Below are 16,888 nucleotides of genomic sequence, written 5' to 3'. Positions count from 1 at the left end.
TTAAAAAGTAGCGGAAAGGCCCATCGTGATGGAACGTACGGGTGGAATCAGGTCGGTACCGCCCCGGTCAATATCTTCCGGATCGGGACCCGTCCAGGGTGTAATGACCAGGAGGTTTGTAGCGCCTACATAAGCTCGAAGGCCATTGATAAACCCGAGTGAACGCGTGAGTGAGGCCGGTAGCGAGTAGCCAAACTGAACATTTTTTAACCGCAGAAAAGCCGCACTTTCTACAAATCGGTCAGAGAACCGGTTGTTGTTGGCCGGGTCAGAACGAACCGCTCTGGGCATGGTTGTAGACGGATTCTGGGACGTCCATCGGTTGAGGGTGGTTTTCCACTGGTTGGTGCCAGTACTGCTCATGCTTTCCCCAGCCGCCCGCCAGCCGTTGTACCGATATATATCGCCGACACCCTGGAAGAAAATCGAGAGGTCGAACCCTTTGTAGCTTGCCCCCAGATTGATTCCGTAATAATAACCCGGTATGGTACTGCCCAGAAACGTGCGGTCGTTGGTATTGACCTTTCCATCTGGTGTTTCAGACCGCACCTGCCCTGCATCCTTCGGATCACCGTATACATCCTGAAAATACATGTCGCCGGGCGCAAAGTTGTTGTTATTGGTTCCGTCGGAATACTTCGCTTTCCAGGCATCGATCTCCGCCTGATTCTGGAAAATTCCCCCTTTCTTGTAGCCCCAGAGGTAATTCATCGGCTTACCCACTTCGATACGACCATATTCATTGCCAAACGGCAGGTTCTGGAAAGTCGACTCCACCCGATTTTTCACCGTCGTCAGGTTACCCGACAGGTTATAGCGAAACTCTTTGCCAACAGAGCCATTATAAGCCAGTTGAAACTCCATACCGCTATTGCGGACTGAGGCAATGTTCAGGATCGGTTGGTTTTGGTTACCGACGCTGGCAGCCAGGTTAGCTGCCTGTAAAATTCCCGACGTCAACCGGTTATAGTATTCGATGGTAGCGGTCAGTTTGCCCTTCAGAAATGATCCATCGACACCCAGACTGGTGGTTTTCCCAATCTCCCAGGTCAGGTTCTGCACCGGAAAATCGGGAAGCGATGTGCCATTATACAGCGTACCGATCCCGTTCCCATTACCCGAGCCCAGCGCATAATCAGGCGCATCGGATACGAGAGATAAATAAGCAAACGAGCGGGTTTCCTGATTACCCAGCTTACCCCATCCCCCGCGAATCTTCAGATCGTCGATGAAGGTAGCCGATTTCATAAAGGGCTCGGCGCTGATGCGCCAGGCCAGCGAAAGCGCCGGGAACGTCCCCCATTTATAGCCCGGTGCAAACCGCGAAGCTCCATCCCGCCGAACGGTCGCATCCACGTAATAGCGGCTGGCATAGTGGTAGCTAACCCGACCCAGATACCCTTGTAAGGTGTTGATCTCCCGGAACGAACTCGAATTGGTGTAGGGCTGAATGTTGACCAGATTACGGAACTCTGGCTGAGCATATTGAATCTGTGAAGCACCGCCCTGCAAGAATTCATAGACATACCGCTGGTCCATGGCATTCAGCAGCACATCGACGTTGTGATCGCCAAACGAATGGGTGTAGTTGACGCTAAACTCCTTCACAATGTTCGAGTTGCGGGCATGCCGTTCGCCATAGTTCCCTTTTGAGGTACCATCGCCTACGGCATAGGGATTGCCTGGATTTTGCAGGAAGAGGTAATTGTCGATAGCTGTCCAGGAGTTGCGTCGATTATAGTACCAGTCCGCGCTCAGTGTCCCTTTAAATTTTAAGCCTGTGATTGGCTCAAGCTGGAGGTACGCCGTTCCCATGTTCCGCAGTAGAGTGTAGGTATTATCTGTCGTAGCCGCTGCGCCATAACTATTATTGTTGGTTTCGGGGCCCCAGAGCAGGTTGGTAACGTCGATCACATACGGCGGGATAGACGGCAGATACTGTGGCCGGGAGGCCACGGGTGTGCCAAGTTCGGGGTTGGGTTTAAACGTCATCTGCACCGAGGGGGCATACCCATGTGGACCGTTTGCATCGTAGATCGGTTGCCAGGGCGACGTATCGGCGGCATATTGCAAGGCACTGGGTATGTTGTCGACAGCTTCTGAATACGCCAGCCGATAGGTCAACCCGGCCGACAGGTATTTCGAGATTTTTGTGTCGACATTCGTGGCCAGCGAATACCGTTTGAGTTTGTTATTGATCAAGGGGCCTTCCGTATTCGTAAAGCCGCCTGATACATAATAGCGCGTTGCTTCGTTGCCACCAGATACGCGTAAGCTATAGTCCGTATTTGGCGCATTCCGGTTCAATAAAGGCGTTTGCCAGTCGGTGGTAGGTCGATTTCCTAAGTAAGCAGCATTGGCGGGATCAAACTGGACCGGTAAATTTTTGGCTTCGTTGGGGTTATTGGCGTAGGCTTCCCGGTACAGGGCCACAAACTGCGGCACATCGAGCATATCCAGCTTCTTGGTCACGTTCTGAATGCTGTGCGAGATTGATACATCGACCTTTGGCGCTCCCCGAGCGCCTTTTTTGGTGGTGATCAGCACGACCCCGTTGGCCGCCCGAACGCCGTAAATAGCCGCTGCCGAAGCGTCTTTCAATACAGAAATCGACTCGATATCATTGGGATTGATCATCGACAGCACGTTCACATTGCCGCGAATATCCCGCGTGACCGAACCGCTGGCGTTATCCGTTCCCGTACCGTATTCAGTCAGTGGTATGCCATCCACTACATAAAGCGGCTCGGCGTTTCCGAACGTACTTACCCCCCGAATCCGTACCTGCGGACGCGCCAGTGGACTACCGCCAGGTGTAGAGACAAATACGCCCGCCATACGTCCCTGCATGGCTAGTTCGGGGGCCTGCGCGATGCTTTTACTAATTTCCTTGGACGATACGGTCGAGATAGCCCCCGTCAGATCCTTTTTTTCACGCGAACCGTACCCAATGACCACCACCTCACTGAGTGAACCTTCTTCGGCCTTCAGCGAAACCGTATAGTCGCTGGCGTTGGTGATGGCAATTTCCTGTCGAATGAAGCCGACATACGAGACCACTACCCGTTGGGCCGAATTGGGAATCGACAGACTAAATACCCCGTTTGCATCACTGGTTGCCCCCTGAGTCGATCCGGCGACTACGATGTTGGCTCCCGGTAGGGGCGTATTGCTACCCGCGTCGAGAATTTTTCCGCGAATGGTTCGATTCTGGGCATAGGCACTACCTAACAGCAACAGCAGTAGGGCCATTATTCCCAGTTTTCTACATAAATAGTAAGGGTGGTTCATAAAAGACAGTTGATAGAAAAGCGATTCTGTTGCTAAAATTGGTATGATTAGAAGATACCTTTGTCCTATTCTGTCATAGGTATGCGTATGTACAAACCGCTCTTTTTCCTGCTTTTTTTAAGTCTGTCGGTGTATGGGCAAGTGGCGTTTGACCATCTGACGACCAGCGACGGCCTGTCGCAAAGCACAGTTTGGGAAATCGTGCAGGATCGAAAAGGGTTTATCTGGATGGCAACGTCCGATGGCCTGAATCGCTATGATGGCTATACCTTCAAATTATTCCGTCATCAACCAGGCCAGCCGGAAAGCCTGCCTATCAATAACATAGCGGCCCTGTATGCCGACCGGCATAATACCATCTGGGTCGGCCCACGTAATAATGGACTGAGCCGACTGCGTGAAGATGGCGTGACGTTCGATCATTACCCGTTGTATACCGGTGCCGCCAGGACCGAACAGGCCAGTATTGCCTGTTTTGCCGAGGATGAGTCTCGCCTGTGGTTCGGTACGGCCGAGCAGGGGTTATTTTATTTCGATTATGCGAAACGGCGGGTAGTCAGGTGGACAGATGCCCGCATTGGCCAGTCGGTTACGGCTCTGTATCGGGATGAATCCGGTCTGCTCTGGATTGGTACCAACACCGGTAGCCTGCTGGCTTTCTCTCCTGAAAAAGGAATCATAGAGCGTTACCAGCTATCCCTGAGCCCAGACGTATCCAGCAACCATCGCTCCATTAGTGTCATCAAAAAGGACCATCGGGGCCGGTTTTGGATTGGCACCAATGGTCAGGGGCTCTTTGAATTTAACCGGGCGCAAAAAACGTTTCACCAGGAATTTTTCAAGCCCGGTGTGTACGAAACCGTCAATGTGATTACCGACGTGATCGACGACCGGGCGGGCAATCTGTGGGTCTTGACCGATTATGGCATCTGGTATTACCCGCAGGGGGAATCGATGCAGAAACAATATTTACTCCCCGATAGTGAAGATGAGCACAGCCTGAGTACGCATGCCTTAAAAAAAGGGCTTTGCGATGCCATTGGCAATATCTGGATTGGCTCGTGGCAGGGCGGTATCAATATCCATTTCGCGCAGCCTCCCCGCTTTCGCTCACTTCGTCATCAACTCCATAACCCACAGAGCTTACTGACAAACCGGGCCAGTGCCGTTGCGCAGGATCGAAAGGGAAATCTTTGGGTGAGTTCGACCAAAGGCATTACCACCATCTCACCCAACCGACATCAGTTTCAGCGGTATACATCAGCCAACTCACCATTGGCTTCCAACGATATTAACCTCCTGTTCGCTACCTCGACCGGCAATGTGCTCATGAGTACCTGGACGGCCGGATTTGCCCTATACAATCCTGACCAAAAACGCTTTACCCCCTATTTGTTACCCGGAAAAAGCAAATCGGTAAAGGCCTTTGCAGCTTCCAAATCAGGCAATGTCTGGATTGGAAGCCATGAGCGGGAGTTATTTCAATTTAACGAACAAACCGGTCAACTCCGCTCGTTCACAACACCCAGACTGGCGCAGCTTTTCCAGCGATTCGACCTGAACATACTGTGTGAAGATTCGGATGGAAACCTCTGGATTGGCACGTATAATTCCGGGTTGCTCCGATGGAATTTACAAACAGGACGCATTAGCCAGTTTGTTCGTAGTGCCAGGCCGGGCTCATTGGGGAGTAACAGCATCACTACCATTTATGAAGACAGTAAGCACCGGCTTTGGTTCGGCACCAACGGGAGTGGTCTGCACCGGTTCGATGCCCAAACGGAAACGTTTCAGGTCTGGACAACGCAACAGGGGTTGGTCAATAACGCGGTGGCTGGCATCGTCGAAGATGATCAGCACAACCTCTGGCTGTCGACCAACGGCGGGCTCTCCTGCTTCCACCCCGACTCGCAGGTGTTCGAAAATTATGACCAGAGCGATGGACTCGTTGGCAAAGAATTTCTGCCGAATGCCAATACACGGTTGGCGTCGGGTGAGCTGGCGTTTGGAAACATGCAGGGGCTGGTCCTGTTTCGGCCCGAACAGGTTCGGCAGAAAACTGCCCCTCCGCGCGTCTTTCTGACCGAATTGAAGCTTTTTAATCGCCCCGTACATCCAACCGATCAGGATGCACCGTCGCCGATGGATATGACGGATGTCGGTCAGTTGACCTTTCGCCCCTATCAGTCCGTCTTCACGATCGATTTTACAGCCCTGTCGTTTCTGCCACATAGAAACATCCGGTACGCCTATCAGTTGATGGGTTTCGATCCAGACTGGAACTATGTAGGTGCCCAGCGTTCGGCTACGTACACTAATTTACCCGAAGGCACCTATCAATTTCGGGTTAAAGCGGCCATTGGCAACAGCCGCTGGAGTTCGGCTAAAACGACTCAGGTCACGGTGCTTCCACCCTGGTATCGTACCTGGTGGGCGTATTGTCTTTACAGCTTACTGTTCCTGCTAACACTGCTGGCATTCCGACGGATTATTCGGATTCGCGAGCGGTTGAAAGCCGACATTCGGATTAAGCAACTGGAAGCTGAGTCGATTAAGGCACTCGACGATGCCAAAACCAGTTTCTTTACTAATATCTCGCACGAATTTCGAACGCCCTTAACGCTGATCCTCAGCCCTTTGGATAAACTGATTGTCGATCCAGCCTTTGGCGAACGACTCCATCACCAATTTCAGACAATACAACGAAATGCTCAGCGTCTGCTGCGACTGATCAATCAATTACTCGATCTGTCGAAACTGGAAAGCCAGAATCTAACGCCCGATATCAGCCGTAATGATTTCGTACCGTTTGTCGAACGAATCGTTCATAATTTCGATGACCTGGCCGACAGCAAACAAATACATCTGACATTCAGAAGTAATTTCGACACGTTCGATGGCTATTTTGACGCCGACATTATTGAAAAGGCGGTGTATAATCTGCTCTCCAATGCGTTTAAGTTCACGGATCGGGGTGGTGATGTACAGGTTAAGCTACAAATCGATGCCCCTACCCTGATTGCCCAACTGAGTGTGCTGGATACCGGAATCGGTATTTCGACAGAAGCGCAGTCGCATATTTTTGAGCGGTTTTATCAGGCCAATGGCCAGCAAGTTCTCAAAAAATCAGGGAGTGGTATTGGGCTGGCCCTCACCCGTGAACTCATTCAGCTTCATAAAGGCGATATAACCGTTGTCAGCACCGAGCAGGTGGGTACGACCTTTACCATTACGTTGCCCCTTTCGGATAGTGCTTTCCCACCCGAATGGTTGTCGCAGGTACCGGACTTGCCCTCGGAGTCGCTTCAGCCACTGATGCCTTCAATAGAACCTGAGCAGATAACGATTATCCCCGGCAAATCACGACCTATTTTACTGATCGTAGAAGATAACGAAGAACTACTGCTGTACCTGAAAGAAAGCTTTGCACCTAAATACCACGTACTGACAGCCTCTACGGGTCAGCAGGCCATCACCATTGCCCAGAAGAATATACCGGATCTGATTTTATCGGACTGGCTCATGCCCGTTCAGACTGGTCCCGAACTCGGCGGTACGGAACTGTGTCAGGCTATACGGGCAAACGAAAAAACCAGCCATATTCCATTCCTCCTGTTGACATCGCGATCAGCCAGCCAAAGCCAGATACTGGCTTTTGGAGCCGGTATCGACGATTATATGACAAAGCCGTTTAATCTGGCCATTCTGGAAACCAAAGTCGCCAGTCTGATCCAGAACCGGCAGTTGCTACGGGCAAAGTGGGGAAAGAAACTGTTGGCCGCCCCTTCCGACATCCAGCTCCCTCCGATGGAAGAGCAGTTCCTCCAGAAAGCCATTGGCATTATCGAACAGCATATCGATGATACGCATTTCGATGCTGAGCAATTGGAACAGGCGTTGAACATGAGCCGGATGCAGTTTTATCGGAAATTGAAAGGCATTGTCAATATGTCGGGAACGGAATTTATCCGGCAAGTACGACTGAAACGTGCCCTTCAGCTGCTGGAAAGTGGCCATTACAACGTTTCAGAAGTTGCCTGGCAAGTGGGGTTCAATGATCCGGCTTATTTCAGTCGCTGTTTCAAAAAAGAATTCGGCAAAGCTCCTCAGGCGTTTTTAACGGGGGTTTGACCGGTATGCGAACGGTTAAGCCTATCACTTCAACGTACTCAGGTAGTCCACTAAATCCACTAATTGCTGCTTAGAAAGAACCTCGCCAAACGGAGGCATCATCGACCGACCAGTATTCGTTCTGGATAGAATATCCGTCTTCCGCAGTGTCTGCGTTACCCCGCCGGGCAGTTTCAGAACTATCTCATCGTTCGATTCGCTACCGAGCAATCCCATGAGCTGCCCTCCATCGCGCGTGTGAATCAGATAGGTTTCGTACCCATAGTTGATGCCTTCGTCGGGATACAGGACTGCCCGAAATAAGCCCTCTTTCGATAATTTTGCACCGATTTTCGAGAGCTCCGGTCCAAACAAGGCACCCGACTGCTGCACCCGGTGGCAGGTCTGGCAATTTTGAGCGAAGATAGCTTTTCCCCTGCTGGCGACCCCCGTTTCGTGAACGAGCAGGTAAACAGGCGGTAGGGGTTCTCCATTTTTACCCGGTGGCTTAGGCAGGTACTCAGCGGCTTCCCGTTTGATCTCGTTTCGGAATGCTCCAAACAATACACTACTGGCTGTCGACTTCAGGGCGTCGGGAAACGACCGCTTCTTTACTTCATCGAGTAAGGCCCGCTCCCCTACCCAGCTACTTCCCAGCAAACGGGCGGCTGTTTTGCGTAATTCTATCGGGCGCGTATCATCCAGCATCACGCCTGTCAACAGCGTCAGGGCATCGGGGCTCCCATTTCCTTTGAGCGCCAGCATGATGGCTTCGGCCGTAGCATCCTCAGGCAGTTGTTGCTGCACAAACGCTTTCTCACCAAATTTCCACAACAGTTGCAGGGCTTCGACACCGGTTTGCTGAGCAGCACAGCAACGGACCAGATCCAGCAGTTGGTCCCGTTTATCGGTTAGTTTGAATTTTTCAACCAGCCGAACATAGCTCACCGTTTTGCCAGCGGTAGCCAAAGCCGTTTCCAGCGCCCGGTTCAGGACTTCTGTTCGAACGATGGTCGTACCGTCCATGTGTTCGAGAGCCAGTCGCTGGACATCCGGTCGTGGGTCGCTCAGCAGTGATATCAGGGCGTCGTTTTTCGCGGAGGACCGATGAAAATCGAACGCTCGGAAATACCGTAATGTTTCAGCCACATTGGCTGTTTGCCGAATGATCTGTGTTAACAGTGGCAACGCTTTCGCCGACCGGATTCGCCAGACAATATCCCGACCAGCCGGAGTGTTCCAGTTACCGCTTACCTTCCGTAACCAGGCGTCGAAGCAGGCATCTGCATTTAGGTCGGACCCTATACCCAGCGCTTCGAGCGCCCAGCGATCCCGACCATCGTGCTGAACGGCCAGGGTCGCCCAGGATTCAGCGGCCTCGGTCGTCTTCAGAAACCGTAGTGCAATAGCCCACTCCCGACGAACTTCCGGCGCAGGATCATTGGCTAATGCCGCACAGCGTTCAAATGGAAACGGGGTTTGTTGACGAGCAACCCGCAGGGACGTCATGCGTATATCTGGATTGGGATCATGCAGGGCCTCGGTGAGATACGATGCACCGCTGGCAGGCAACTGAGCCAGCAGCCATAACGCCCGCGCCCGCCAAACTGAGTTGGATGACCGGAACAGGGATTGCAGATTTGGCTCAGCCGAAACACCTGCTTTTTTCAGGGCCGCCCAGGCTTTTCGGTGTGCCGCCCGGTTGGGGCTTTTGAGCGCTTCGGTAGCTTCCTGTGGCGTTTTGAAGCTGAGTTTAGGCATGTGGTATCCGGTGTTCGCACCATAGCTAATGCGGTAGATCCGGCCTTTATTGGCATCAGCAGCCGTGCCACCGCCAATGCCGGGATCATACCAGTCAGCAACCAGCACCGACCCGTCACCTGCTACAGTTACATCCACCGGACGAAACCATTGCTGACGACTTTTCAACAGATTCTGAACCCCGGCGGTATATCCTGCCCCCTGTTTTTGCGTGATATATGACCGAATCACATTATGCAGGGCTTCGGCATGAATCAGTTGATTGCGGTACAAAGCCGGAAACATCGCTCCTTCGTAGACACACAAGCCCGCCGGGGAGCCCGACCCGGTAATCAACACATTGGGGATTACACCAGGATCGTTCTGATGCCAGTGTCGCTCGGGAACCGTTCGTTCCAGATTGGTACGCGAGGTCGTCCAGGATGCGCCCGTCATTTCATCGGCAAACCCATAGTTACCGTATTCCATGACGTAGTTGATCCGTACGGACTCATTACCGTCGTCGTCGTTGTCCGACACCCAGAGATTACCAAAAGAATCGAAGGCGGGTTCGTAGTGATTCCGGAAATTATGGGCAATAGTTTCGATCTGGCTCCCATCGGGATTGCAGCGGAGAATAAGCCCATTGCGATACGGGTTTCCTTTTCCATTGATCGGATTGCCCGCCTTATCCAGTACGGGTTTCCCCTGTCGGTCGCGCACTTCGCCCCCGTTGTTGCCCATCGAAAAATACAGTTTGCCATCAGGCCCCCAGAAGGGCGCGTGGATACCGTGGTCGCGCTGCCCAAAGCCCGAAAAAAGCGTATCGACCCGGTCGGCTTTGTCATCCTGGTTGGTATCGAAGAGCATGAGCAGGTAAGGGGCTTGCGCCAGAAACACGCGATCTTCGGCCAGCAGCAGTCCCATAGGCGCTTTCATGCCCGGGTGTTCAAAAAAAACGGTACGTTTATCCGCCCGTCCATCCCCGTTAACATCGGTCAGAATGACGACCTTATCCCCTTTTTTATCAAATTCGGCCGGGGCTACATCGTAGTTGTGCGACTCGGTCACCCAAACCCGTCCCCGCTCGTCGACCTCCATGTTGGTTGGATTGGTCACCAATGGCTCCGCGGCAAACTGCTGTACCACAAACCCTTTAGGTACCTGCATGGTCGCCAGCGCCATCCGAGGATCATGGGGATCGGGCAAAACGCCTGTAAAACCGACCAGTAAGCTCAGGCCGCCAAGTACTGTCAGCCACCGTGTATTCATCATCATACGCATGACACTATCACTTCAATATCGTCTCGCCCGTTTGCGCATCCAGCAATAGGGTTGAGCCCTGTGTTAATGGGACTGTAACGAATTTCCCGTTTTTCAGCCGAAGTGTACGGGTGCCGCCATCTTTGGTGTGCAGGAGCAACAACCCCGAGTTGGCATAGGTAAAATCGTCGCGTTCGTTGTAAATATGACAACCTGCCTGTCGGAAAATCTCCCGAAACCCTCCGGTACCATTGAGGGGGAGTCCACAAAATACGGATGTAAACCCGCTTTCCTTTTTGCGGGCAATGATCGTCTGTTTCCCCCCTTGTAATTCGGCCAGCGGCTCGGCTGTTTTATCGGTCACAACCACCAATGGATCAACAGGGCCGCTAAAGTTATACGTATAGACAGGTTTGAGGAACGATACAGTCGGTTTTTGAGAACCGTCGATTCGTTCAAGGCTCATGCCCGTCAGCGATTTTACAAAGGCCAGGTCCAGTCGTTGCCCATTGGTGTAGCCGGTCAGGTAATTCCAGATGATCGTTCGTTCCTGCCGAGCTACCTTCTCCCGAATGTATTTACGCTGATCGTCGGTGAGTTTATATACGTTCATGAACACTATGGCCTTGTATTGAGACAGATTAACCCGTTCCAGGTCAAAATCATAAACATGATCGCCCACGGTACCCGACCGCATAGCCTGCTCAATGGAATGATCCAGCACATTGACCGTAATGGGCAGTGGAGCCGATTTCAGGTAATAAAACACATCCTGACTCCAGACGTACAACACATCGGCTTCGGAATGATACGGGACAGTCAGTCGTTTATCGAACAATTCTTTTTCGGCTTTCATACTGGCCAGATAACCTGGGTCATCCCACCAGCCGAAGCTTTTCTGAACCCCAAAATCATAAAACCAGAAGCCAATGCCGCGCATGAGCGGGAGCAAGGCACACCGTTTCATGATATTGGCATAGGTAGAGTCGTAGCGGGAGACATAGCGGATATTCTCAAAGTCATTCTTATACAAATAGCCGTTATCGATCTCGTCGAACCAGAGCTTGCCATGTAGCAGCGTAGACTCGATCAGCCCCCTGGAATTGCCTGAACCACCCGCTTTCCGGCTATCGGGCCAGTAGGTTTGCGGAGCCGATAGATAATCGACATAAGGGCTGTCGAGCACTTGTCGGATGAACAGATGCCCCCCTACCGTTTGCCGGTTGAAGGTCATGTGTAGGTAACCATAAAAAATACCGGTGATCAGCGGACGCGGCCAGTTCTCTTTAACCAGTCGGCAGAAGTAGATGGCATCATCGGCGACCACCTGCTGCTGGGCCGTAAAATAGTCGATGGTGCGCTGGTCCTGAACCGGATCTTTAAAGAACCCATCGTGCGTTTTAAGTCGGTCAGCTACGTTCGGGACGGTTGCATTTTCGAAGGTACTGGCAGACGATTGCCAGGCTTTTTGCAAGGCTTGCGAAGTTTTGTATTTCGCCTTCAGCCAGTTTCGAAAATAGGCTGTCATGGCCGGGCCCGTGTCGGGATCGTGTTCGATGAACCCCCAGTAGTGCCATTCACCATAAATACCTCCGGCTACGTGCATCCCCAGAATGGCATTGCCTTCGGGTGTTTTCGAGAGCCGCTGGCAAAATTCAACCAGCTTTTGCCCTGCTTCGGACTTCCATTTGGTCGATGCCAGGCTCGCCCGTAAAGCCGCATGAATATCGTGCTCTTCGTTGTGATACGGTGGCCCGGCTTTCAGGGTCGTATCGACCGGAGCATCGGCATATTGGGTGCATTCAGCCGGATTGGCCTTGTTCCACCAGAACGGTGCGTTGACATGGATGCGGATAACGACCCCAGCCTCCGGGCACTGATCGAGCACCCCACGCACCTGCCGCCGGGCTTTTCGGAGATCGAGGGTATCGCTATGTTGAAACCAACTATCTTCCAGCCACAGATCGACCTGATAAAGACGGAAACCGATCTGACAGAAATTATTCAGGTTACGGGCAGCCACTTCCTCCCACGACCAACGGCCACCATACGCATGCGTGAGAGCATAAAAGGCTGGTGTCTGAGGTTTTCCATTGACAAACAACGTTGGGCGCCCCTGATAAGGCTTGACTTCCGCCGACTGGGTTGTTTGAGCAATCGAAATTGAAGAAAGCAGGCAAAGAGCCAGTAAAAGATAAACCTTCATTATCAATAAGATAGGGTAGAACAAACGGGGTTACGCATCAATACGGTCGACACAAATTCTCCTGATGAATTGACGTAGTTTCGACGTTTTCCCATGACGACTATTGTTTCACCTTGGTTTTGAACCAATCCATCAAGTTCTCCTGATACTCGCCCAGATAGCTGTGCTCCACGCCTTCGATTTCTTTCCACCAAAGGTTAACTCCCGCCTTCAGAAAATCATCCTTCAGTTTCCGATTTTCGACGTTCAGCCATTCTTTTTCGCCCCAAACCATCCAGACGGGCGTGTTTTTAAACCTGGCGGCTTCGTTGTCGGTCACATTCTTCCCCAGCGCGGCCGAATACAGCCCGACAGCCGCCCAGCGATTCATCGTTTTCTGGGCAATACGAAACGTACCGCCACCTCCCATCGAGAAACCGTAGAGATACTGCCACTTCGGGTCGGTTTTGAACTGGCGGTCAAAATCGGCCAGGCACTCAAAAATGTCCGTTTCGGCCATGTCGCGGTAGCCTTTGTCGCCCCGCCCCCAAGGCAAAATCATAAAGCCCTCCCGACGAGTCATTTGCGCGGTTGCACCCGCTGCTTTGGGTTGCAGGTAATCGTAAAGCATATGCCAGGGGGGATTGTTCGTACCGCCACCACTGCCGTGCAGTTCTACATAAAATGGAAAGTCGGTTTTGGTTCGGCTGAATCCTTTGGGCAGAAATAACCAGTAATAGCTGTTTTTCCCGTCGGTCTTTGACTGGAAAGCCATAATGAGCGGACGTGTTCCCTCAAGATAGGTTTCCCAACGGGCTCCATCACCCTGAAAAAAGGCAAGTGTTCCAAGAGCAGCTTTCGTATGGGTGTCGTTCGGGCGCAGGCCGCTTGTCGAATCCAGGCTCATCCGCATCACCGACTCGAAGTGGCGTTTCAATAGCGGATTTTTCTCGTTAGCGACCAGTGTTTGCAGGTAAGCAACGAGTTGCTGAATCTCAGCACGCTCGCTGGCCAAGGGCAGCTTAACCGTTTCACTAGGATTTCCCGGGCCTGTCGGCTGCGCATAGCCAGCCAGGCCGATTAGACTCATACTCAACAGTAAAGCGCATTTTTTAGTAACACGAACGAACGTACTCATGAAAGAGATAAAAGTGTTAATCGGACAGAGTGCCTCTAAACTCTCTGCAAACAACGTGTCCGCTGTGGTTTGCTTGTCCTGCATTATCCTGACTACCGACAAAGCAGGACAATGATCAGAAAAAAATGCAGTTTCTTGCGAATATATTCGTTTACAGTCTGTTTCCAATCCTCATGAGTTCGTTCGTTAAAGCCCTCCTTCTTTCCGTATTAATTGGTAGTAGTTTATCAGAGAGTTTCGGCCAGCCCCAAACCCAGTTTGGCGAGGGGACAGATGAATATGGTACGTTTTTAACCAGTCTGAAAACGCAGTTGATCAACACTGAATACCGAAAAACGGTCCGGTTTGGCGGTAAAGAGCGGAAACAATTTGTGCAATGGATTCGGGATAATGTGCACGTGATGAAGGCCATGAGATACCTGGAGCCGGACATCAGCAGTTTCTGGCAATTCTTCATGGAAAACCAGACGCGGGAAGGCCTGTATTACGACTACTATTACCCGATGGTAGCCCGCGAAAGCCACCGCATGAACCTGTTCGATAAACGGTATTGGAAGATCATTGCACGAGATACTATTCAGATGCATCGCCTACCGGTTGAAGCCGACCTGGAGTACCTGATGGTCGAGGGCGGGCACTACATCTGGCAGGCTACCGGCGACACAGCCTACCTTCATCAATGGATTGGTAAACTGGAAAAAGGACTCCTGTACGACATGACAGACCCACTTCGCTGGTCAAAAAAATACCAGTTGATGAAACGCGGCTATACCCTCGACACCTGGGATTTTATGCAGCTTCCCACGACGCGTGCCGAATACATCCGTCAGGGAAACGACGTGCAGACCGGCATTTTTGACATCAACGAAAAAACGCCGATGGGCATCATGCATGGCGACAACAGTGGCCTGTATGCCGCCTGCCGACAACTGGCACAGCTCTATAGTGTACTGGGCAATTCGGCCAAAGCTGCTCATTGGAATGAACAGGCTGATGGGATTCGGAAACGAACGAATGAATTATGCTGGAATGGTCGTTACTACGCTCATTTTGTTCCCGACGATCCAACCCCTGCCTATCTCCACATGGATCAGAAGAATACCCTCAGTCTGTCGAATCCGTACGACATCAACCGGGGTTTGCCGACAGAAGATATGGCTGAATCCATCATTCAAACGTATCAGAACCTGAAGGGTAAAAACGTCGAAAATGCCTTTGCCGAATGGTTTGGTGTCTACCCGCCCGTGGAGCCCAGTTATGCGGACTATTTGCCCGGCTCGTACATGAACGGGGGGGTCAACACCATTGTTGGGGGTGAGTTGGCGAAGGCCGCGTTTCAGCACGGCTATGAAACATACGGCGTGGACATACTGAATCGGATGATCCAACTGAACGAAAAACATGGCGGAAAGCTCCCTGTCTCTTACAAGCCCGACGGCACCGTCGATGCGGGTATTCCTGATAACTGGGGACAAGCTGCCGTAATGAGCGCCATGATCGAAGGGTTAGCCGGGGTCGTGGATAAAGGGGCCTTATTTGAACAGGTAGAGTTGACTCCCCGATGGCTGGCTGCCGGGAAAGCCGATGCATCGGTTACCATTGCCTACGGCCCTTCCGGAAAATCAGTACGTTATGTTTATCAGCATAATCCCAAAGCGAAAACGATTTCGTTATCAGTCCAGGGCGATCCGAAGCAGTATACCATTCGGCAGCTTTTACCGGCCGGGAAACAGGTCAAACGGTTAACCATCGATGGCATGGTAAAACAAACGACCCTGGAAAACGTCCGGAATAGCCAATATGTAGTGGCACGGGACATCTCCGGTGGTGCTCATCGAATTGAGTTAAGCTATCGATAGCCAGCCAAACGTAAAAACGCTTTCTCAGCGAAAACAGGGCAAAATCGCGGTCTGAAGGGATGGCGTTTTTGTCCTGTTTTCTTATGAGCGTGTCTATTTCGGCAGTTGGATCAGTGCCGACGTATTCGAGCCAAGCTGGGTGGTAGGCAGTTGACCGTTCCACTTTTTGATCCACTCCTGCTGAACCAGTAAGGGCGTAAGCGTTTTTTGCTTCAACTCGTTGGCTCTTGCTTCCGCTTCGGCTTCAATGATTCTGGCCCGGGCAATACCGTTGGCTTTGGTTACCGCAATTTCGGCCGTAGCCCGCTCAGCGGCAATCTGGTTTTGCAAACGCAACGCATTCTGAACTGCCGTATTTTTGGCGTCGATCATAGCTTGTAGCGATTCGGGGGGCGTTAGGTTTGAGGTGATATTTTCAAACGCAAATCCATCGTCGGACAGGGCTTTCCGAAGCTTAGCTTCTACCTGTTCTTCGAAACCCACCCGGTTATTGACCAGCGAATCGGGCGAGAAGGCGTTAGCCACATCCCGATACGAGTTATAGACAATAGTTCGGAGTATGTTGTTTTCAATGTCGGGTAGTTCCTTCCGGTATTTGCGATATACGTTGGCCCCTTGTCCTTTCACCAGGTGGTAGTTGAGCGTCGGGTCGATCTTGAACAGGGTCCCTCCTTTTGCACTCACATTAAACGGGTCGAAATCTTTAGTTTGGGTAAAGGTGGGATACTGTTCAATAAACGACGTCAATGGATTGTAGAAAATCCAGCCCGTCACGTTTTCAATATCGGACGCGCCCCGGTCGGAGCCAATTTTACTCACTTTGATCCCTTCGTGACTGGCATCGACGGTGGTGCAGGAATTCGCCAGTAGAATTACAATAATTACTAAAAGAATACCAGCCAGGGTAAGTTTTTTGATCATCGTTTAAATGGAAGTTTAGTGAAAAAGTTGGTTTTAACCGTCACCCATATGTATACCCCCAGAATCAGGCCGACCAGCATCAATAGCCAATCACTGGGTTGGTTGAGCAGCCAGTAAACACACTCCATAGTCAGGACGGAAAAGATAATGAAGGCAACAAGTTGAAGAACTCGTAAAAGGGTCATCGGAATTCGTGTGAAAAACGGTTGAAAGTACAACGGACTTTTATTCGCAACGCAGAGTTGTTTGTAAGCGGCTCTCGAACAGACTCAAAGTGTTCAAATGACGGACCTATGGAACACCACAAAAAATCAAGCCATATGATCATACCTAAGTCTTGCGATTGAAACCTATGGTTGTGTAATTTGGGAGATCTAACCC

8 protein-coding genes are annotated in these 16,888 nt (G+C 51.5%); 2 read left to right on the top strand and 6 right to left on the bottom strand.

Annotated features, from left to right (window positions below):
• Window positions 1-3,252, bottom strand: a complete 3,252-nt coding sequence (locus ACYVFD_RS04265; RefSeq protein ID WP_461088514.1) for a SusC/RagA family TonB-linked outer membrane protein — start codon at window positions 3,250-3,252, stop codon at window positions 1-3.
• Window positions 3,253-3,372: 120 nt separating this feature from the next.
• Here ACYVFD_RS04265 and ACYVFD_RS04260 point away from each other — a divergent pair, with 120 nt between their 5' ends.
• Entirely contained in the window at window positions 3,373-7,422 is a 4,050-nt protein-coding gene (locus ACYVFD_RS04260) for a two-component regulator propeller domain-containing protein (RefSeq protein WP_461088513.1), read from the top strand.
• Between the two features lie 24 nt (window positions 7,423-7,446).
• Here ACYVFD_RS04260 and ACYVFD_RS04255 read toward each other — a convergent pair whose 3' ends face one another.
• From ACYVFD_RS04255 to ACYVFD_RS04245, 3 genes are all read right to left on the bottom strand, one after another.
• Window positions 7,447-10,419, bottom strand: coding sequence for a PVC-type heme-binding CxxCH protein (locus ACYVFD_RS04255; protein ID WP_461088512.1), 2,973 nt, complete (start codon window positions 10,417-10,419; stop codon window positions 7,447-7,449).
• 13 nt (window positions 10,420-10,432) lie between these two features.
• Entirely contained in the window at window positions 10,433-12,610 is a 2,178-nt protein-coding gene (locus ACYVFD_RS04250; RefSeq protein ID WP_461088511.1) for a hypothetical protein, read from the bottom strand.
• Window positions 12,611-12,710: 100 nt separating this feature from the next.
• Window positions 12,711-13,727 (bottom strand): hypothetical protein, encoded by a 1,017-nt coding sequence (locus ACYVFD_RS04245; protein WP_461088510.1) that lies wholly within the window; start codon window positions 13,725-13,727, stop codon window positions 12,711-12,713.
• Window positions 13,728-13,900: 173 nt separating this feature from the next.
• Here ACYVFD_RS04245 and ACYVFD_RS04240 point away from each other — a divergent pair, with 173 nt between their 5' ends.
• A complete protein-coding gene (locus ACYVFD_RS04240) occupies window positions 13,901-15,586 on the top strand; it encodes a glucosidase family protein (RefSeq protein WP_461088509.1) in 1,686 nt (561 codons plus the stop codon).
• Window positions 15,587-15,679: 93 nt separating this feature from the next.
• Here ACYVFD_RS04240 and ACYVFD_RS04235 read toward each other — a convergent pair whose 3' ends face one another.
• Together ACYVFD_RS04235 and ACYVFD_RS04230 are read right to left on the bottom strand one after the other, a co-directional pair.
• Window positions 15,680-16,507, bottom strand: a complete 828-nt coding sequence (locus ACYVFD_RS04235) for an SPFH domain-containing protein (protein WP_461088508.1) — start codon at window positions 16,505-16,507, stop codon at window positions 15,680-15,682.
• Window positions 16,504-16,692 (bottom strand): hypothetical protein, encoded by a 189-nt coding sequence (locus ACYVFD_RS04230; RefSeq protein ID WP_461088507.1) that lies wholly within the window; start codon window positions 16,690-16,692, stop codon window positions 16,504-16,506. The genes ACYVFD_RS04235 and ACYVFD_RS04230 overlap by 4 nt, the downstream gene beginning before the upstream one ends.
• Window positions 16,693-16,888: the final 196 nt, after the last annotated feature.

This window comes from Spirosoma gilvum, assembly GCF_054776815.1.
Note: the sequence above shows the minus strand (reverse complement) of the source record. Positions and strands in the feature narration are given on the sequence as shown.